This is a genomic window from Mesorhizobium sp. C395A, assembly GCF_030323205.1.
Taxonomy (GTDB): domain Bacteria; phylum Pseudomonadota; class Alphaproteobacteria; order Rhizobiales; family Rhizobiaceae; genus Mesorhizobium.
Map to the genome: position 1 here is coordinate 6,280,018 of NZ_CP100473.1, position 18,228 is coordinate 6,298,245.

An 18,228-nucleotide genomic window follows, 5' to 3' on the forward strand; every position below is an offset into this window, starting at 1 on the left:
GGGGGTATCTTGGCGCCGCACCCCCACCCCGACGCTACGCGTCGACCCTCCCCACAAGGGGGAGGGTAAGGAACTCACGTCCCGCTGGCGCCAGTCAGGAACAATCCCGCCACAATCGCCGCCAGTGCCGCAAAGGCCGGATAAATCACCAGCAATCCGGTCATCAGCGCCTCGCGTATGGTGGAACCCTTGCGCTCGTCGGCGGTGACCTCAAACGGACCGGGGCTCGCCGTCACCGGCGCACGGTTCTCGGCCGGCCGCAATCGGACTTCATGCAAGCCGTCGTCTCTGATGTCGAACTTGTGTGCGGCAGTCATGGCCCAACCCTTTGTTTCGGCGCGCTTATCGGCTCTGATTGTGTCGGCACGATGCCGCGCCGATGGCGGAATTGTTTCCTTTCGGTGCGTTTTGTTTCGAAGGAGAAGGAAAGAGCGCAAACCCTTGCCGCACCAAGCCGCTTCGGTTAGGACACGCCCACTCCAAACAAGTCATCGATTACTAAGCGAAAAGACCCATCCCATGGCCGACAAATCGGAAAAGACGAAAGCGCGGCTGCCGCGCGGCTTTGCCGACCGCAGCGCCGACGATATCCGCGCCGTCGAGAAGATGATGGCGACGATCCGTTCGGTCTATGAGCTCTACGGTTTCGAGCCGGCCGACCAGCCGCTGATCGAATACACCGATGCGCTCGGCAAGTTCCTGCCCGACCAGGACCGGCCTAATGAGGGCGTATTTTCTTTCCAGGACGATGACGAGCAGTGGCTGTCGCTGCGCTACGATTTGACTGCGCCGACAGCGCGCTACGTCGCCGAGAATTTTGAGAAGCTGCCGAAACCCTATCGCAGCTACCGCTCCGGCTGGGTGTTCCGCAACGAAAAGCCCGGCCCGGGCCGCTTCCGCCAGTTCATGCAGTTCGACGCCGACACGATCGGTACGCCGGGCGTCGCAGCCGACGCCGAGATGGCCATGATGATGGCCGACGTGATGCAAGCGCTCGGCATCAAGCGCGGCGACTACGTCATTCGCGTCAACAACCGCAAGGTGCTTGACGGCGTGCTGGAGGCGATCGGCCTTGGCGGTGACAACAATGCCGGCCGCCGGCTGACCGTGCTGCGCGCCATCGACAAGCTGGACAAGCTCGGGCAGGAAAGCGTGAAGCTTCTGCTTGGGCCGGGCCGATGGGATGGCGGCAAGGAAGGCGAGGGCGACTTCGCCAAGGGCGCTGGTTTGGACGACGGGCAAGCTGAAGCAGTTCTTCTCGCCACGGCAAGGAACGCACAGGTCGACCAGGTTTCCATAGTGAGCTCGAACTCGACTTACCAAGAAGGCGTCGGCGAGCTCGCGACGATTGAAGCCCTGGTCAGGGCGGCCGGATATGGCGAAGATCGCATCGCCATGGACCGCTCCGTCGTGCGCGGCCTCGAATACTACACCGGCCCGGTCTTCGAAGCCGAATTGCTCGCCGAAATCCCCAACGAAGACGGCCAGATCGTGCGCTTCGGTTCGGTCGGCGGTGGCGGCCGCTATGACGGGCTGGTCTCGCGCTTCCGTGGCGAGCCGGTGCCGGCGACCGGCTTTTCGATCGGCGTCTCCCGCCTGATGACGGCGCTGAAGAACCTCGGCAAGCTGGACACCACCGATGTCATCGCGCCGGTCGTCGTGCTGGTGATGGACAAGGATACGGAAAGCCTCGGTCGCTACCAGAAGATGGTGGCCGATCTGCGCGCGGCCGGCATCCGCTCCGAAATGTATCTCGGCGGCGCCGGCATGAAGGCGCAGCTGAAATATGCCGACCGCCGCGGCAGCCCGGTCGCCGTTATCCAGGGCGGCGACGAGCGCGCCAAGGGCGAGCTGCAGATCAAGGATCTGATCGAAGGCGCGCGGATGTCGGCTGAGATCACCGACAACGCCGAATGGCGGGCTGCCCGCCCGGCGCAGGTGACGGTGGCGGAGGGAGAGCTGGTCGCCGAGGTGAAGAAGATTTTGGCGGCGCAGGCGGCCGACCGTGCGAAGGGTGGCGCTTGAACGCCCCCCTCTGGCCTGCTGGCCATCTCCCCCTCAAGGGGGGAGATTGGATGTCGCGCATGGTTTCGCCAATCTCCGGCGTTGAAGAAGAGGCGCTGCGCTCCAAGCTGCCAATCTCCCCCCTCGAGGGGGAGATGGCCGGCAGGCCAGAGGGGGGTGCCTCGCACCCAACCAGCCGATGACTCGCTATCCCGCCATCGCATCCGAAATCACCAAGCTCTTCGCCACCCGCAACACCCATGCGGTTGAGGTCGCGGTGCTGCAGCCGGCCGACCCGTTCCTCGACATGGCCGGCGAGGATCTGCGCCGCCGCATCTTTCTCACCGAAAGCGAGACCGGCAAGACGCTGTGCCTTCGTCCCGAATTCACCATCCCCGTCTGCCTCGACCACATCGCCTCGCAGGCCGGCACGCCGCGCCGCTATTCCTATCTCGGCGAAGTGTTCCGCCAGCGCCGCGAGGGCGGCAACGAGTTCTTTCAGGCCGGCATCGAGGATCTCGGCGACCGCGATACGGCTGAGGCCGACGCCCGTTCGCTGGCCGATGCGCATGCGCTGCTGCAGCTGGTGCTGCCGGCGCAACCTCTGGCGATCACGCTCGGCGACCAGACCATCTTCGAGGCGGTGCTGGCAGCACTCGGCTTGCCGCGCGGCTGGCGCATGCGGCTTGCGCGCGCCTTCGGCTCGGCGCCGATGCTGCAGGCAGCACTCGCCGATCTCGCCAACCCGCCGCGCAACGGTCAGCTTGACGGCGATGTCGCGGCCCTTGTGCTCGATGGCGATCTCGAAGCGCTTTCCGCCCACATCGCCGGCGGCATGGAAGAGGCCGGCCTGTCGGGCTCCGGCGGGCGCGCGCCGGCGGACATTGCCCGGCGGCTGATCGAAAAGGCCGAACTGCGCAGCGTGCGGCTGTCGAACGAGGCCTTTGCAGCACTCAGGGATTTTCTCGCCATCGACGTGCCGCTCGACGGCGCGAGTGCTGCGCTCGAAAGTTTTGCGGCCTCTGCCGGGCTTTCGCTGGGCGCGGCGCTGGAAAAATTCGCCGCCCGCGCCAAAGCCATCGAGGCGCATGGCCTGCCCGCAAAGACGATCCGCTATGACGCCGCCTTCGGCCGTCCGCTGGATTACTATACCGGCATCGTCTTCGAGATCGCGGCACTTGGCGGCGAGCGGCCGCTGGCCGGTGGCGGACGCTACGACCGGCTGCTGACCCTGCTCGGCGCCAAGACGCCGATCCCCGGCGTCGGCTTCTCCGTCTGGCTCGACCGCATCGCAGCGCTGCGGGGAGAGCCGCAATGATCACGCTGGCGATCCCATCCAAAGGCCGGCTCAAGGAGCAGGCGCTGGAAGTGTTGGCCAAAGCCGGACTCGCAGTCAGCCTGCCCGGCGATGAGCGCCAGTACCGCGCCCGCATCGACAATGCCGAAGGCATCGAGGTGGCGTTCCTGTCCGCGTCCGAGATCGCCGGCGAGATCGGCCAAGGCTCGGTCGACCTCGGCATTACCGGCGAGGACCTGCTGCGCGAAAACCTCGCCGACTGGGAGGCGCGCGCCGAAATCGTCGCCCGTCTCGGTTTCGGCCATGCCGATGTCGTGGTCGCGGTGCCCGGCATCTGGCTCGACGTCGATACTATGGCCGATCTCGACGATGTCGCCGCCGATTTCCGCCAGCGCCACGGCAGGCGGCTGAGGATCGCAACCAAATATTGGCGGCTGACGCAACAATTCTTCTCGCAAAAGCACGGCATCCAGGTTTACCGCATCGTCGAAAGCCTCGGCGCCACCGAAGGCGCGCCGGCGGCAGGCCTTGCCGATGTCATCGTCGACATCACCACCACCGGCTCGACCCTGCGCGCCAACCATCTCAAGGTGCTGGCCGATGGGGTTGTGCTGAAGTCGCAGGCCTGCCTCGTGGCTGCCAGGAAAGATCGTGCTGCTGCGGATGAGGCGCTAGTGCGGGAAATAGCCGCGAAGATGAGCGCGCTCCCTCCCCCTTGAGGGGAGGGTGGACAGCCGCCAAAGGCGGATGGACGGGTGGGGTCGCTCCGGCAGTGCTCGACGCGAGACCACCCAAGCCGGGTCGACCGTGACCAAGGAAGTCGAGCACTTCGCCGAGGACCCCACCCGCCTCGCTTCGCGAGGCACCCTCCCCTCGAGGGGGAGGGGAACCGCCTGTACTTTCCACCACCCCATCAGGCTGCTAGGCTCACTCATCGGGAGGAAACGGCGATGGCGATTAATCTCGACGAGCTTAAGAACGCCACCAATCTGCGCGGGCGCGGCAGGGCGTTCATCGCTCCGCTCGACGGCCGGGCACATGTGTCGGGCGACCGTTCGGTGCCGCTGCTCGACAAGACGATCCCTCAGCTTTTCTCCGACACGGTCGGCAGATACGCCACGCAGGATGCTGCCGTCTTCGTCGGACAGGACAAGCGCTTCACCTGGAGCGAATTGTCGGACACGGTCGATACGCTCGCCGCCGGCTTCCTGGCGCTCGGCCTCGAAAAAGGCGACCGTGTCGGCATCTGGTCGCCCAACCGCTGGGAATGGCTGGTCACCCAATTCGCCACAGCTCGCATCGGCCTGATCCTGGTCAACATCAACCCGGCCTACCGGCTGACCGAGCTGGAATATGCCCTCAACAAGGTCAGCTGCAAGGCGCTGGTCACCGCCGCCAGTTTCAAGACCTCCGACTATCTCGGCATGATCGAGACGCTGGCGCCGGAGCTCGCCAAGGCCACCCCCGGCAAGCTCAAGGCGCAGAAATTGCCGACGCTGAAGATCGTCATTCGCATGGGCGACGACAACTCGCCCGGCATGTTCAATTTCGCCGATGTGCTGTCGATGGCCGGCCGCGACGAGCATGACAGCCTCGACCGCATCTCCGAAGGGCTGAAGCCGGGCGAGGCCATCAACATCCAGTTCACATCAGGCACGACGGGCGCGCCCAAGGGCGCGACGCTGACCCACACCAACATCGTCAACAATGGCAATTTCGTCACCGCTGCGATCAAGCTCACCGTCGACGACCGGCTCTGCATCCCGGTGCCGCTCTACCACTGCTTCGGCATGTCGATGGGCACGATGGGCTGTGTCTCCAAAGGCGCAACCATGGTTTTCCCGGGCGAGGGTTTTGACGCCGGCGCCACGCTGAAGGCGTTGGCGCAGGAACGCTGCACCGGCCTTTACGGCGTACCGACCATGTTCGTCGCCATGCTCGACCATGCGGATTTCGCCAGCTTCGATCTCTCCAGCCTGCGCACCGGCATCATGGCGGGCTCACCATGCCCGATCGAGGTGATGAAGAAGGTGGTGTCGCTGATGCATATGGAAGAGGTGACCATAGCCTATGGCATGACGGAGACGAGTCCCGTCTCCTTCCAGAGCAGCGTCGACGACCCGCTGGAAAAACGCGTCTCCACTGTCGGGCGCATCCATCCGCATGTCGAGGTCAAGGCCATCGACGCCGAGGGCGCCACCGTCGCCATCAGCGCGCCGGGCGAGCTGTGCACCCGCGGCTATTCCGTCATGAAAGGCTACTGGGACGACGCGGAAAAAACCCGCGAGGCGATCGACGCCGACGGCTGGATGCACACCGGTGATCTCGCCACCATCGACGCCAAGGGCTATTGCAACATTGTCGGCCGGGTCAAGGACATGGTCATCCGCGGCGGCGAAAACGTCTATCCCAGAGAGGTCGAGGAATTCCTCTACCGCCATCCCAAGGTCAAGGAGGTGCAGGTGTTCGGCATTCCCGACGCCAAATATGGCGAGGAGCTGTGCGCCTGGATCGTGCTGAAGCCCAACCAGATCGCCACCGAGCAGGAGATCAAGAATTTCTGCGCCGGCCAGATCGCCCACTACAAAATCCCCCGCTACATCCGCTTCCGCACCGAACTGCCCATGACGGTGACGGGAAAACCGCAGAAGTTTCTGATGCGCGAGGCGATGGTGGAGGAACTGGGGCTGGTGGTGCAGAAGACGGCTTGAGGGTTGAACGCCGGGGGACGGGATTGCCCGCTTCGAAACGACATTGGGGTGCTCGACAGGCTTCCGCAAGGTTCGCCGAACGCATTGGGGCTTGAATGACTGGTTTCGCACGATCAGCGACTTCCTATGCGATGCCTTTGGCCGCGCTGGCACTGGCCGTTGCGGTCAGAGTCAGCGGGCTATCGATGGACGAAGGTTCGCCGAGCGTCAGGATTCTCGTCGGAGCGCTCTCGAGTGCGATCATGTTCATCACTATTTTCGTGGTGCTCGATCACGCCGAGGCGGTGGCCCACCGTGTGGGGGAACCCTACGGCACATTGGTGCTGACTTTTGCCGTGACGGCAATCGAGGTGTCGATCATCGTTTCCATGATGCTGCATGGAGAGAACAACCCCACGCTTGCACGTGAGTCCGTCTTCTCGACGGTGATGATTGCCTCCACCGGCGTTGTGGGGACGTGTCTCACGTTTGGCGGCTGGCGGCATCGCAAGCAGGCAATTGTCCGGCAAGGGACCAGCGCATATCTGGCGGTTCTGGCCGCACTGACCGTCATGACGCTTATCCTGCCGACCTACACGCGGACCACCGATCCCGGCACATTTTCGGCAGCTCAGCTTGGCCTGGTAAGCGTTCTTTCCGTGCTGCTCTATGCAAGCTTTGTGTTCGCGCAGACAGTCCGGCATCGGGACGATTTCATCGAAGGACTGGCACACGACCTTTCGGCGCGAACCGCCCCTCACAAAAGCATCTCTTCCAGCGCTCTGCTCCTGGTAATCGGACTGATCGGAATTGTCGTGCTCGCCGAGCAGGTCGCCGCAAGTGTTGAAAATGCGCTCGTTGCTTACCAGGTGACCCAGGCTGACAGCATTGTAGGGGCAATGATCGCGGGTCTGGTTTTGATGCCGGAAGCCATTTCGGCGGTTCGCGCTTCACTCAACAATGAGCTGCAGCGCGGCCTGAATGTCGCAATGGGTTCGGCTTGCGCCACGATTGGTTTGACGATACCTGCGGTCGCAGCAGCCAGCCTGCTTACGGGACGAGGGTTGACCCTGGGGCTCCCGGAAGCTGACGCAGTACTTTTGGTTTTAGCGCTTTTCATATGCGGCGTAAGCTTTAGCAACGAAAGGACGACCTTCCTGACCGGAATCGTCCATGCCGTTGTATTTTTTACGTATGTATTTCTGGTATTTATCCCTTGAGGCTTTTTGGTGCGATCTGGCGACCAGCCGTCAAGGCGGGTATTCTCGAACGCGCCTGATTTGAGTTTCTTTTCGGGGTTCCCAAGGCGCCATCCAAGACCCGAACGACTCACACCCCCAGCACCGCCGCATCCAACCCCCGAATGATCTTCGCCAGTTCCACGCATTCATCATGCCGCACCTTGTTGCGGCGCCAGGCGAGGCAGATCGTGCGTTGCGGCATTGGCTCCTGGAACGGCACGATCCTGAGGTCCGGCATGGCGCTGGCCGGCTTCGCCGCCATTTCCGGGATAAGCGTGACGCCGAGACCATGCGCCACCATCTGCAGCAGCGTCGTCAGGCTGGTGGCGCCGTAGCTTGCCATCGCTACGGGACGCACGCTGCCGCACAGGGCCAGCGCCTGTTCGCGCAGGCAGTGGCCTTCCTCCAAAAGCATCAACCGCTCCAGCGCCGGGCTTTCCGGCGGCACCGGTGGCGAGGCGAAGGCTGGATCTCCGGCTGGCACGGCGAGGAAGAAGCGGTCGGCGAACAGTTCCTCGGTGACCAGGCCCGGCTGCTCGAGCGGCAGCGCGGCGATGAAGGCGTCGAGCCGTCCGGTTGCCGTGTCTTCGACCAGTGATGCCGTCACTGCTTCGCGCAGTTCGAGCTGCAGGGACGGAAAATGCCGCTTCAGCTCCGGGAGCACATGCGGCAAAAGATACGGCGCCACGGTCGGGATGATGCCCAGCCGGAAGCGGCCTTCCATGGCCGGGCGGCCGCGCCGGGCCGTCGTCTCGACATCACTGATGTCGCGCAGGATGCGCTCGATGCGTGGCAGCAGCGCTTGCGCCTCTTCCGTCATCCGCACCGTCTTGCCGCCGCGCTCGAACAGCCGGCAGTTCAGCCTTTGCTCCATCTCGGCGATCTGCGCGGACAGCGCCGGCTGGCTGACGCCGGCGAGTTTTGCGGCGCGGCCGAAATGCAGCGTTTGCGCCAAAGCCTCGAAATATTGCATCTGCCGCACGGTCAAGCCAATCATAAGGAAAACCTATCGCAACAAACAGGAAAGGCAATTTGTTTTTATCGAAGAGACGGCTTAGTCTGGAACCATTCCAGAGTGGCGCGGCTCCCGGCCGGCCCGGAAAAAACAACACATAAATCAGCAATTCGGAGGCCAAGATGGATGCGATGACCGACGACAACAGCGCCGGCAAATGCCCGGTCGCGCATGGAACCTCCGCCAGGACCAACCGCGACTGGTGGCCGAACCAGCTCGACATCGGCGTTCTCCACCAGCAGTCGAGCCTTTCGGACCCGATGGGCGAAGCTTTCGACTACGCCGCGGAGTTCAAGACGCTCGACCTCGACGCGGTGATCGAGGATTTGCACAAGGTGATGACGGATTCGCAGGATTGGTGGCCGGCCGATTTCGGCCATTACGGGCCGCTGTTCATCCGCATGGCCTGGCACAGCGCCGGCACCTATCGCATCGGCGACGGCCGGGGTGGCGCCGGTGCGGGCCAGCAGCGTTTCGCGCCGCTGAACAGCTGGCCGGACAACGCCAATCTCGACAAGGCGCGCCGGCTGCTGTGGCCGGTCAAGCAGAAATACGGCCGCAAGATCTCCTGGGCCGACCTGTTGATTCTCACCGGCAACGTCGCGCTGGAATCGATGGGCTTCAAGACCTTTGGCTTTGCCGGTGGCCGCGCCGATGTCTGGGAGCCCGAGCAGGATGTCGACTGGGGTTCGGAAACCAAGTGGCTCGACGACAAGCGCTATTCCGGCGACCGTGAGTTGCACGGCCATCTCGGCGCGGTGCAGATGGGCCTGATCTACGTCAACCCGGAAGGGCCGAACGGCAAGCCGGATCCGCTGGCCTCAGCCCGCGACATCCGCGAGACCTTCGCGCGCATGGCAATGAACGGTGAGGAAACCGTGGCGCTGATCGCCGGCGGCCACACATTCGGCAAGACCCATGGCGCCGGTGATGCAACACTGGTCGGCGCCGAGCCGGAAGGCGCGGGCATCGAGGCGCAGGGCCTCGGCTGGTCGAGCAAGCATGCCACCGGCATTGCCGGCGATGCGATCACATCCGGCCTCGAAGTTACCTGGACGACGACGCCGACCAAGTGGAGCAACAACTTCTTCGACAATCTCTTCAACTTCGAATGGGAGCTGACCAAGAGCCCGGCCGGGGCCCATCAGTGGACGCCGAAGGGCGGCTCTGGCGCGGTTACGGTGCCGGACGCGCACAATCCCTCGAAGCGTCATGCGCCGGCAATGCTGACCACCGACCTCGCGCTGCGGGCCGACCCGGCCTATGAGAAGATCTCGCGCCGCTTCCATGAGCATCCGGAGCAGTTCGCCGATGCCTTCGCCCGTGCCTGGTACAAGCTCACCCATCGCGACATGGGGCCGGTCGTGCGGTATCTCGGCCCGTTGGTGCCGAAGGAAGAGCTGATCTGGCAGGATCCGGTTCCGGCCGTCGACCATGAGCTGGTCAGCGACCAGGACATCGCATTGCTGAAGGCCAAGATCCTGGCTTCGGGCCTCAGCGTTTCGCAATTGGTCTCGACCGCCTGGGCCTCGGCCTCGACCTTCCGCAACTCCGACAAGCGCGGCGGCGCCAATGGCGCGCGCATTCGCCTGGCGCCGCAGAAGGACTGGGAGGTCAACCAGCCTGTCGAACTGGCTACCGTGCTGGCGAAGCTCGAAGCCATCCAGAACGAGTTCAACGCAGGCGGCAAGAAGGTCTCGCTGGCCGACCTCATCGTGCTCGGCGGCGTCGCCGCGGTCGAGAAAGCCGCAACGGATGGCGGCAATGCGGTGAAGGTCCCCTTCACGCCCGGCCGCACCGACGCCTCGCAGGCGCAGACGGACGTCCATTCCTTTGCGGCGCTCGAGCCGAAAATTGACGGCTTCCGCAACTATGTCAGTGGCAAACCGCCCATGTCGGTCGAAGCCATGCTGGTCGACCGGGCGCAACTGCTCAACCTGACGGCGCCGGAGATGACGGTGCTGGTTGGTGGCCTGCGCGTGCTCGGCGCCAACACCGGCGGCTCGAAGCATGGTGTGTTGACCGACAGGCCGGGCACGCTGACGAACGACTTCTTCGTCAACCTGCTCTCGATGAGCACCATCTGGGATCCGGCCTCCGAGCCGGGCTCGCATGAGGTCTACGAAGCACGCGACCGCAAGACCAGGGCGGTCAGGTGGACCGCCACGCGCGCCGACCTGATCTTCGGCTCGCATGCGCAGCTGCGCGCGCTGGCCGAGGTCTACGGGTCGGCGGATGCCGGGCAGAATTTCGTTGGCGATTTCGTCAAGGCGTGGACCAAGGTGATGAACGCCGACCGTTTCGACATCGCTGCCTGATACAACCTCCCAAACGAAGGGCGCGGGCCGAGGCCCGCGCCCTTCGTTTTCGCAGGCTTCGAAATCAGTCCTTTTCGAAGATGCGTGCCTTGGCGACGACGCCAGCGATTGCGCCGCCGATCAGCGGCGCAACGATGAACAGCCAGAGCTGGCTGAGGGCTGCGCCGCCGGTAAACAGCGCCGGGCCGATCGAACGCGCCGGATTGAGCGAGGTGCCGGTCACCGGGATCATTGCGAAGTGCAGTCCGGCCAGCGTCAGGCCGATGACCAGGCCGGCGAACGCCGTCGAGTGCTTCTCGGCGGTGACGCCAAGGATGACGGTGACGAAGGTGAAGGTGCCGATCAGCTCCCATAGGAAGGCCGAACTCGTCCCCCATTTCGCCACGTCCCAGCCATTGGCGCCGAAACCGGTGGTGTGCCCGCCGGTCTGGCCGGAGACGATGATCCACAGCGCCAGCGAGGCCAGAATGGCGCCGATGATCTGCGCGATCCAGTAAGGAATGACATCCTTGGCCGGCAGCCGGCCGGCAAGGAAGACGCCGAGCGTGACGGCCGGGTTGAGATGTGCGCCTGAGATGGGACCCACCGCGTAAGCCGCCGCAATCAGGCCGATGCCGAACGCCAGGCCGATGGCTTCCTGGCCCAGCGGCAAGTCGGCGAGAAAGCCACCCGTCGCCACCGACGCCGTGCCGATAAACACCAATAGAAATGTCCCTAGAACTTCCGCAAGATACGTTTTCATTGCCCTCTCCTCGTATCGATCCGTCGGTCCGCTTTTCCGCGCCGCGAATCATGGCGCAAAGAGTATTCCCAACGCAAAAGCTTGGAAAGCAGAGCAATTGCGCCACAGATCGTGCTTACGGCGGCCAGTTACCAACATTAGAGACCTTGCATATATTTGAGATTTGTTATCGCCGGCGGGCGGACATTTGCCGGCGGGGAAATTGTCGGCCGCGAGCGGAAGGCCTCGTCGCCGCGAAATTCAAGCGGGGTTCAATCTCGACGCGAAACGCTCTAAGAGCAGGCCGAAAGATACTGTGCTCGATAGATGGAATGACGAATGCGACTGGGCGGACGGCTGGCGGCAGCCATTGAAGTGCTGGACGACATTGGCCGGCGCCACCGGCCGGTGGCCGATGCGCTGAGAGATTGGGGCCTGTCGCATCGCTTTGCGGGCGGCGGCGACCGCGCGGCGATCGGCAACATCGTCTACGACGCGCTGCGCCACAAACGTTCCGCCGGCTGGCTTTTGGGTGAAGACACGCCCCGCGCCATCGGCTTCGGCGCGCTGCTCATCGAATGGGGCCAGACGCCGCAATCGCTTAACGATGCGCTCCAGGGTGACAAGTTCGCGCCGCCGCTGCTCAGCGCCGCCGAGTTGCAGGCGCTGGCCGAGCGCCGGCCTGAAGACGCGCCGGAGGCGGTGCGGGCGGACATACCTGACTGGTGCGCGCCGTTGTTCGAACGAGCCTTTGGCACAGACTGGGTTGCGGAAGGTGCTGCCCTGGCGACCCGCCCGCCGCTCGACATCAGGGTCAATACGCTGCAGTCCGACCGCGCCAAAGTGCTGGCGGAACTCGCCGAAACCGGCGCCAAGGCAGCCGCTATCGCGCCACAAGGCATTCGCATCCCGCCCATCGACGGCGACGGCAGGCACCCGAACGTACAGGCCGAGCCGGCCTTCCAGAAAGGCTGGTTCGAGGTCCAGGACGAAGGCTCGCAGATCGTTGCCGCCCTTGCCGGCGCGCAAGCCGGGATGCAGGTGCTCGATTTCTGCGCCGGCGCCGGCGGCAAGACGCTGGCGCTGTCGGCGGCGATGGCCAACAAAGGCCAGGTCTTCGCCCATGATGCCGAAAAGGCGCGGCTGGCGCCGATCTTCGACCGCATCCGCCGTTCGGAAAACCGCAACGTCCAGGTCGTCACCAAGCCGGCCGAGCTCAGCCCCCTCGCAGGCCACATGGACATCGTGCTGGTGGATGCGCCCTGCACCGGCAGCGGCACCTGGCGGCGCCGTCCCGACGCCAAATGGCGGCTGACGCAGAGACAGCTCGATGCCCGCAAGGGCGAGCAGTCGGCGATCCTCGACGCGGCCAAGGCCTATGTCAAACCCGGCGGCCTGCTGGTCTACATCACCTGTTCGGTGTTCGACGAGGAGAATGGCGAGCAGATCGCCGCCTTTCGCGAGCGCCACAAGGGCTTTGTCCCGGTCGATCATCGCGCGCTCTGGGATATCAGCTTCCCCGGTCACGCAGCGGCCGCCCGGATCGGCAAGACAAGCGACATCTCGCTGTCGCCGGCGCTGAGCGGCACCGACGGGTTCTATTTCTGTGCGCTGCGTGGGGCGAATTGACGCTGCGATTGACAGCTGACATAGCGCCAGTTGCAGATGCGCGGCGTCGGCCGCCAGACGGGGTAGAATTCTTGCAAAGATATGTGTCGCTTCTGCTTTTCCTCATTCTGGTGCTCGGCGGAGGCCTGCTGATCGGCTATGCGACGTTGCCGGGTGAATGGTATGCCTCGCTCGCCAAGCCGCCCTTCAACCCGCCCAACTGGGTCTTCGCGCCGGCCTGGACGCTCCTCTATGTGCTGATCGCCGTAGCCGGCTGGCGGACATGGGAGCGGGAACGAGCAGGCGCCGCGATGAAGATCTGGGCCCTCCAGCTTGTTCTGAACTTCGCGTGGTCGCCGACTTTCTTCGGCGCCAAACAGATGGGGCCGGCACTGGTCGTGATCCTGGCTCTTCTCGCCAGCATTGCGCTGTTCATAGCCACGGTGTGGAACCGCCATCGGGTTTCCGGCTGGCTGTTTGCGCCCTATGCCGCGTGGGTAGCCTTCGCCACCTTGCTCAACGCGTCGCTGCTCCTGTTGAACTGAGTGCTTTGCTGCAGTGCAGCAAAAGCATTTGCGTGGCGTTCAGGCGTCTGCGATAAGCTTTGCAGGTAAATCAGGGCGATGGCCATGGCAGCAAAGATCGTACCCGCACCCGATTATGAGGACCGCGTCAGGGCGTCGTTCGCCCGCCAGCAGGCGATGGCGACCATCGGCGCCGAGCTGACGCTTGTGACGCCGGGCATCATCGAGATCGAAATGCCCTATTCCCAGGCACTGACCCAGCAGCACGGTTTCCTGCATGCCGGGGTGATTTCGACGGCGCTGGATTCGGCCTGCGGCTATGCCGCATTTTCGCTGATGCCGGAAAATTCCGGTGTGCTGACCATTGAGTTCAAGGTCAACCTCCTGGCGCCCGGCCGGGGCGAACGCTTCCTGTTCCGCGGCTCGGTGACCAAACCCGGCCGCACCATCATTGTCGCCGATGGCCAAGCGTACGCCTTTGCCGCCGATGGCGAGGCCAAGCTGATCGCGACCATGACCGGCACGATGATGACGGTGGTTGGCCGTGACGGGATAGCAGGCTGATGGCCAAAATTACGCGAATTGGTGGCAAGGACGTCCTCTTCGTCATGGCGGCGCAGGCCGAGTACGGTCCGCATCTGCAAAAACTGTTCACGCCGCTGATGACGGGCGTCGGCCCGGTAGAGGCAGGTGTGCGGCTCGGCGCCGAACTGTCATGGCTGAAATCCGAGAAGGCGTTGCCCGATCTCGTCGTCTCGCTCGGCTCCGCCGGCAGCCGCACACTGGAGCAGACTGAAATCTACCAGGCGGTCTCGGTCAGCTATCGCGACATCGACGCTTCGCCGCTAGGCTTCGAAAAAGGCGCGACGCCGTTCCTCGACCTGCCGGTGACCGTCCCGCTATCATTCAGGATACCGGGCATTAAAGAAGCCAGCCTGTCGACCGGCGGCGCCATCATCACCGGCGCCGCCTACGACGCCATCGCCGCCGATATGGTCGACATGGAAACCTTCGCCTGCCTGCGCGCCTGCCAGTTGTTCGATGTCCCGCTTATCGGCCTGCGCGGCATTTCAGACGGTGCAGCCGATCTGCGCCACGTTGGCGACTGGACCGAATATCTGCATGTCATCGACGAGAAGCTGGCGGATGCAGTCGTGCGCCTCGAACAGGCCATCGGCTCCGGCACGCTACACAAGGAGCAGCCTGGGCAAGAGCCGGCAGCGCTCTGAAAGTCGGGCTACGCACCCCATTGCGCCGACTCGTTTCTTTCTCTAAAGGCTCGCCATGACGACAGCCAATCATCCCGATACAGTCCTGGCCGACACCGTTCTCATCATCGATTTCGGCAGCCAGTTTACGCAACTCATCGCCCGCCGCATCCGCGAGGCTGGCGTGTTTTCCGAGATCGTGCCGTTCCAATCGGCCGAAGCTGCCTTCAAGCGCATCAATCCGAAAGCCGTGATCCTGTCGGGCGGTCCCGCCTCGACATCGGACATCGGCAGCCCGCGCGCGCCGCAGATCGTCTTCGATGCCGGCGTACCTGTGCTCGGTATCTGCTATGGCCAGATGGCCATGTGCGTGCAGATGGGCGGCGTCGCCGAAAGCTCGAACCATCGCGAATTCGGCCGCGCCTTCGTCGAGATCGAAAAGGACAGCCCGCTGTTCGAGGGCCTGTGGGCGCCAGGCCAGCGCCACCAGGTGTGGATGAGCCATGGCGACCGCGTCATCTCGCTGCCCAAGGGGTTCGAAGTCTTCGGCAAGTCGGAAGGCTCGCCCTTCGCCATCTTCGGCAATGTCGCGCGCAAGATGTACGGCATCATGTTCCACCCGGAAGTTGTGCATACGCCGGATGGCGCCAGGCTGCTGAGAAACTTCGTGCACAACATCGCCGGCATCGAAGGCGACTGGACGATGCGCGCCTATCGCGAGCATGCGGTCGAGACAATTCGCAAACAGGTCGGCAAGGGCAAGGTGATCTGCGCGCTGTCGGGCGGCGTGGATTCATCGGTCGCTGCCTTGCTGATCCACGAAGCGGTAGGCGACCAGCTGACCTGCATTCTTGTCGACCATGGCCTTATGCGCAAGGACGAGGCCGCCGGCGTGGTGGCGATGTTCCGCCAGCACTATAATCTGCCGCTGATCCTTGTCGACGCGTCGGAAAAATTCATCTCCGCGCTGGAAGGCGAGTCCGACCCCGAGACGAAGCGCAAGACCATCGGCCGGCTGTTCATCGAGGTGTTCGAGGAAGAGGCCAAGAAACTCGGCGGCGCCGATTTCCTGGCGCAAGGCACGCTCTATCCCGACGTCATCGAGAGCGTCTCCTTCACCGGCGGCCCGTCGGTGACCATCAAGTCGCACCACAATGTCGGCGGCCTGCCGGCGCGCATGAACATGCAGCTGGTCGAGCCGCTGCGCGAACTGTTCAAGGACGAGGTGAGGGCACTGGGCAAGGAACTCGGCCTGCCCGAAAGTTTTATTGGCCGCCATCCGTTCCCCGGACCAGGCCTTGCCATCCGCTGCCCCGGCGGTATCACCCGCGAAAAGCTCGAAATCCTGCGCGAGGCCGACGCCATCTATCTCGACGAGATCCGAAAGGCCGGCCTCTACGACGCCATCTGGCAGGCTTTCGCCGTGCTGCTTCCGGTGCAGACCGTCGGTGTGATGGGCGACGGCCGCACCTACGAATTCGTCTGCGCCCTGCGCGCCGTGACGTCCGTCGACGGCATGACCGCCGACTTCTACCACTACGACATGGCTTTCCTCGGCGCGGCGGCCACCCGCATCATCAACGAAGTCCGCGGCATCAACCGCGTCGTCTACGACGTGACGTCAAAGCCGCCAGGCACCATCGAGTGGGAGTGATTCAGGCCCACTCAAACGCCGCCGAAAACACGCCATTGTACGCCATAACTATTTGACAACACATATAAACCCATTCGGCGACAATCGGTGCGCAGAGATTGGATTGACGGACCGGCTGACGGACCTTCCGCATATTGCTAGCTCAGATTTTTCGAAGTGCCGTCAGATCCAATGAGGCTCTGACGGTACTTTTTTATGCCTTAAGGAATTGAAGATAAAACAAAATTTCTGCCGAAGAGCCTCGAAATTGTACTGACGGTACTTTTCAGACGGATGCCGCCCTTAAGGCACTGAAACCAAAAGAGAAAATCTATAAGATTGCAGACCGTGACGGCATGTATGTCCGCGCGATGCCCAGTGGTGCGATCTGGTTCGGCTGGACTACAGGCTCAACGGACGCCAGGAGACGGTCTATCTAGGCAGGTATGGGCGGGGCGGAATCTCACTTACCCTTGCCCGAGAGAAGTGTCTCGACGCGAAGCGCGCTATTGTCGAGGGACGATCGCCGGCGATCGAGAAACAGCGCGACAAGCGCCGAGTTGTGACCCCGGTCTCCGGCCGACTTCAGCGCCGAAATGGCTACCAAACCAAAGCGATGCCCGGGCCTTCAAGGCCTCTTCTTAATCCGGCCAAGCCGGCCCGGAGCGCCGCATTCACTCACATCCCTTGCACCTGAGTGCAGAGCTGCTGCATCGAAGCCATTTGAGCAGCCGAGTTCGCGCCCGAACCCGTGCTGGTGCTGGCGGTCGTATCGCCAGCTGTATTCGAGGATCCCGACGTGCCGGTGGTTGTACCCGAACCAGTGCTGTTGCTGGCCGTGGTGTTACTGCCGGTCGAACCAGAGCTGCCTGAAGTGCCGGTGGCTGTGCCAGAGCCGGTGCCGACACTCGCCGTTGTATCACTGCCGGTCGAAGCCGAGCTACCTGACGTGCCGGTCATTGTGCCAGAGCCAGTGCCGTTACTGGCCGTCATTCTCGAGCAGTCGGAGCGAACCTGTGCCTGCTGTTCAGAGCTCAGGGACGACCAGTTCTTGCGGATCTCATCCTGCGACAGAAGTCTTCCCGAATTGGCGTCGCTGAAGAATGAGCCCGAGAGCTTGCTGTCCCAGCCGCTCGGGATACCGCTTTGGCCTGAGCCGGACGTAGAACTCATACCCGACCCGGCCGATGAGCCGGACGTTCCGTTCGTGCCGCTGGATGTTCCCGACGACTGCGCCAAGGCCGCGGTGGCGAGACAGAGAGAGATCGCTGTAGCTGTCAAAATCTTACGTTTCATGTGAGTCTCCTTTGGGGTTCGACGCCGTTGCGGCGTCGAACCCTAATCTCGAGGAAAGGCACTTGTTCCTGTATAGAGTGGAATTCGATGTCATGATCCTTGTGCACCAGCCTTGGTCTCGAATGCGATGCCGGAGCGCTTCAACGACGACTGACGCCTCAGGCGAGAGCTGTCCGCTACTGGGTGTTAGAGGCGATATGCGGAACGCTTCCCGAATAGTTGGGTGCCACCATCGGGTAATTGCGAGGCAGGTTCCATTTGGTTCGGTAATCGTCCGGATTCATGCCCAGTCGGCCAAGGTGCGAACTGCGTCGGGTCTCGGTTAGAGACAGGAGGGTGGCCTTTGCCGCGGCGTATAGCTCGACATGCGGAGCTCGTCTCGACCGCGCACACTCAATATGTGTTACGATGACGCCGCCAGATGTCATATGAGCGAATGCCTTTCCGGCGAAATAAATTGCTCCCAGCAGGTCGACGCTCAGCACTTCAGCCAGCCCGCTCTAGTGAATGCCTCAATGGGTTTAAAGATTATCAGGCCGGCGCGCTGTTGACGATTATTACCAACCTGCCGAACGCGTGAGCGCAAGTCGACAGCACCGTGATAGCGGCCTCCCCCGGCGCGCCCCTTGTCGAACCGATGCGCGCCTTCTCGACCTTGCCTCCACCCACGTCG

General features: G+C 63.3%; 16 protein-coding genes and 1 pseudogene. 13 read left to right on the forward strand and 4 right to left on the reverse strand.

Annotated features, from left to right (window positions below):
• Window positions 1–74 precede the first annotated feature (74 nt).
• Complete coding sequence (locus NLY37_RS30280) at window positions 75–317, reverse strand: hypothetical protein (protein ID WP_023740499.1); 243 nt, start codon at window positions 315–317, stop codon at window positions 75–77.
• A 202-nt stretch (window positions 318–519) separates the two neighbouring features.
• On the opposite strand from NLY37_RS30280, the gene hisS reads away from it, so the two are divergent.
• From hisS to NLY37_RS30305, 5 genes are all read left to right on the forward strand, one after another.
• Window positions 520–2,025, forward strand: a complete 1,506-nt coding sequence (gene hisS, locus NLY37_RS30285; protein ID WP_286441175.1) for a histidine--tRNA ligase — start codon at window positions 520–522, stop codon at window positions 2,023–2,025.
• Between the two features lie 178 nt (window positions 2,026–2,203).
• A complete protein-coding gene (locus tag NLY37_RS30290) occupies window positions 2,204–3,322 on the forward strand; it encodes an ATP phosphoribosyltransferase regulatory subunit (protein ID WP_023740500.1) in 1,119 nt (372 codons plus the stop codon).
• Complete coding sequence (gene hisG, locus NLY37_RS30295) at window positions 3,319–4,020, forward strand: ATP phosphoribosyltransferase (RefSeq protein WP_023740501.1); 702 nt, start codon at window positions 3,319–3,321, stop codon at window positions 4,018–4,020. The genes NLY37_RS30290 and hisG overlap by 4 nt, the downstream gene beginning before the upstream one ends.
• Window positions 4,021–4,251: 231 nt before the next feature.
• Window positions 4,252–6,012 carry an AMP-binding protein gene (locus tag NLY37_RS30300; protein ID WP_023740502.1) on the forward strand — a complete coding sequence of 587 codons (1,761 nt, stop codon included), beginning with the start codon at window positions 4,252–4,254 and terminating at the stop codon, window positions 6,010–6,012.
• Window positions 6,013–6,107: 95 nt separating this feature from the next.
• Window positions 6,108–7,211 carry a calcium:cation antiporter gene (locus tag NLY37_RS30305; RefSeq protein ID WP_023740503.1) on the forward strand — a complete coding sequence of 368 codons (1,104 nt, stop codon included), beginning with the start codon at window positions 6,108–6,110 and terminating at the stop codon, window positions 7,209–7,211.
• 109 nt (window positions 7,212–7,320) lie between these two features.
• Here NLY37_RS30305 and NLY37_RS30310 read toward each other — a convergent pair whose 3' ends face one another.
• Window positions 7,321–8,229, reverse strand: coding sequence for a hydrogen peroxide-inducible genes activator (locus tag NLY37_RS30310; protein WP_023704464.1), 909 nt, complete (start codon window positions 8,227–8,229; stop codon window positions 7,321–7,323).
• Between the two features lie 140 nt (window positions 8,230–8,369).
• On the opposite strand from NLY37_RS30310, the gene katG reads away from it, so the two are divergent.
• The gene (gene katG / locus NLY37_RS30315) at window positions 8,370–10,565 is read left to right on the forward strand and encodes a catalase/peroxidase HPI (RefSeq protein ID WP_023740504.1); all 2,196 of its coding nucleotides are present in this window, start codon (window positions 8,370–8,372) and stop codon (window positions 10,563–10,565) included.
• Between the two features lie 64 nt (window positions 10,566–10,629).
• Here the strand turns inward: katG and NLY37_RS30320 are convergent, their stop codons facing one another.
• Window positions 10,630–11,307 carry an MIP family channel protein gene (locus tag NLY37_RS30320; RefSeq protein ID WP_023681822.1) on the reverse strand — a complete coding sequence of 226 codons (678 nt, stop codon included), beginning with the start codon at window positions 11,305–11,307 and terminating at the stop codon, window positions 10,630–10,632.
• Window positions 11,308–11,625: 318 nt separating this feature from the next.
• On the opposite strand from NLY37_RS30320, the gene NLY37_RS30325 reads away from it, so the two are divergent.
• The 7 genes and pseudogenes from NLY37_RS30325 (at window position 11,626) to NLY37_RS30355 (ending at window position 17,559) form a co-directional block, all read left to right on the forward strand.
• Complete coding sequence (locus NLY37_RS30325; RefSeq protein WP_023738281.1) at window positions 11,626–12,915, forward strand: RsmB/NOP family class I SAM-dependent RNA methyltransferase; 1,290 nt, start codon at window positions 11,626–11,628, stop codon at window positions 12,913–12,915.
• A gap of 71 nt (window positions 12,916–12,986) precedes the next feature.
• Complete coding sequence (locus NLY37_RS30330; protein ID WP_023738282.1) at window positions 12,987–13,439, forward strand: TspO/MBR family protein; 453 nt, start codon at window positions 12,987–12,989, stop codon at window positions 13,437–13,439.
• An 84-nt stretch (window positions 13,440–13,523) separates the two neighbouring features.
• On the forward strand, window positions 13,524–13,982 hold the full coding sequence (locus NLY37_RS30335; RefSeq protein ID WP_023701303.1) for a PaaI family thioesterase: 459 nt from the start codon (window positions 13,524–13,526) through the stop codon (window positions 13,980–13,982).
• Window positions 13,982–14,647, forward strand: a complete 666-nt coding sequence (locus tag NLY37_RS30340) for a 5'-methylthioadenosine/S-adenosylhomocysteine nucleosidase (protein WP_033002973.1) — start codon at window positions 13,982–13,984, stop codon at window positions 14,645–14,647. The genes NLY37_RS30335 and NLY37_RS30340 overlap by 1 nt, the downstream gene beginning before the upstream one ends.
• Before the next feature lie 55 nt (window positions 14,648–14,702).
• Entirely contained in the window at window positions 14,703–16,280 is a 1,578-nt protein-coding gene (gene guaA, locus NLY37_RS30345; RefSeq protein ID WP_023740506.1) for a glutamine-hydrolyzing GMP synthase, read from the forward strand.
• 224 nt (window positions 16,281–16,504) lie between these two features.
• Window positions 16,505–16,821 (forward strand): annotated as a pseudogene (locus NLY37_RS30350) (Arm DNA-binding domain-containing protein); the annotation flags it as partial.
• Window positions 16,822–17,010: 189 nt separating this feature from the next.
• Window positions 17,011–17,559 (forward strand): hypothetical protein, encoded by a 549-nt coding sequence (locus NLY37_RS30355; RefSeq protein WP_023738284.1) that lies wholly within the window; start codon window positions 17,011–17,013, stop codon window positions 17,557–17,559.
• A 172-nt stretch (window positions 17,560–17,731) separates the two neighbouring features.
• On the opposite strand, the gene NLY37_RS31000 is transcribed toward NLY37_RS30355, so the two are convergent.
• On the reverse strand, window positions 17,732–17,983 hold the full coding sequence (locus NLY37_RS31000) for a MucR family transcriptional regulator (RefSeq protein ID WP_084014281.1): 252 nt from the start codon (window positions 17,981–17,983) through the stop codon (window positions 17,732–17,734).
• Window positions 17,984–18,228 lie beyond the last annotated feature (245 nt).

Coding starts and splice junctions, on each gene's coding strand:
- hisG (WP_023740501.1), top strand. CDS start 3,319: ATGATCACGCTGGCGATCCCATCCAAAGGCCGGCTCAAGGAGCAGGCG.
- NLY37_RS30280 (WP_023740499.1), bottom strand. CDS start 317: ATGACTGCCGCACACAAGTTCGACATCAGAGACGACGGCTTGCATGAA.
- NLY37_RS30300 (WP_023740502.1), top strand. CDS start 4,252: ATGGCGATTAATCTCGACGAGCTTAAGAACGCCACCAATCTGCGCGGG.
- NLY37_RS30305 (WP_023740503.1), top strand. CDS start 6,108: ATGACTGGTTTCGCACGATCAGCGACTTCCTATGCGATGCCTTTGGCC.
- NLY37_RS30340 (WP_033002973.1), top strand. CDS start 13,982: ATGGCCAAAATTACGCGAATTGGTGGCAAGGACGTCCTCTTCGTCATG.
- NLY37_RS30335 (WP_023701303.1), top strand. CDS start 13,524: ATGGCAGCAAAGATCGTACCCGCACCCGATTATGAGGACCGCGTCAGG.
- NLY37_RS30325 (WP_023738281.1), top strand. CDS start 11,626: ATGCGACTGGGCGGACGGCTGGCGGCAGCCATTGAAGTGCTGGACGAC.
- NLY37_RS30320 (WP_023681822.1), bottom strand. CDS start 11,307: ATGAAAACGTATCTTGCGGAAGTTCTAGGGACATTTCTATTGGTGTTT.
- NLY37_RS31000 (WP_084014281.1), bottom strand. CDS start 17,983: ATGACATCTGGCGGCGTCATCGTAACACATATTGAGTGTGCGCGGTCG.
- NLY37_RS30310 (WP_023704464.1), bottom strand. CDS start 8,229: ATGATTGGCTTGACCGTGCGGCAGATGCAATATTTCGAGGCTTTGGCG.
- hisS (WP_286441175.1), top strand. CDS start 520: ATGGCCGACAAATCGGAAAAGACGAAAGCGCGGCTGCCGCGCGGCTTT.
- guaA (WP_023740506.1), top strand. CDS start 14,703: ATGACGACAGCCAATCATCCCGATACAGTCCTGGCCGACACCGTTCTC.
- katG (WP_023740504.1), top strand. CDS start 8,370: ATGGATGCGATGACCGACGACAACAGCGCCGGCAAATGCCCGGTCGCG.
- NLY37_RS30290 (WP_023740500.1), top strand. CDS start 2,204: ATGACTCGCTATCCCGCCATCGCATCCGAAATCACCAAGCTCTTCGCC.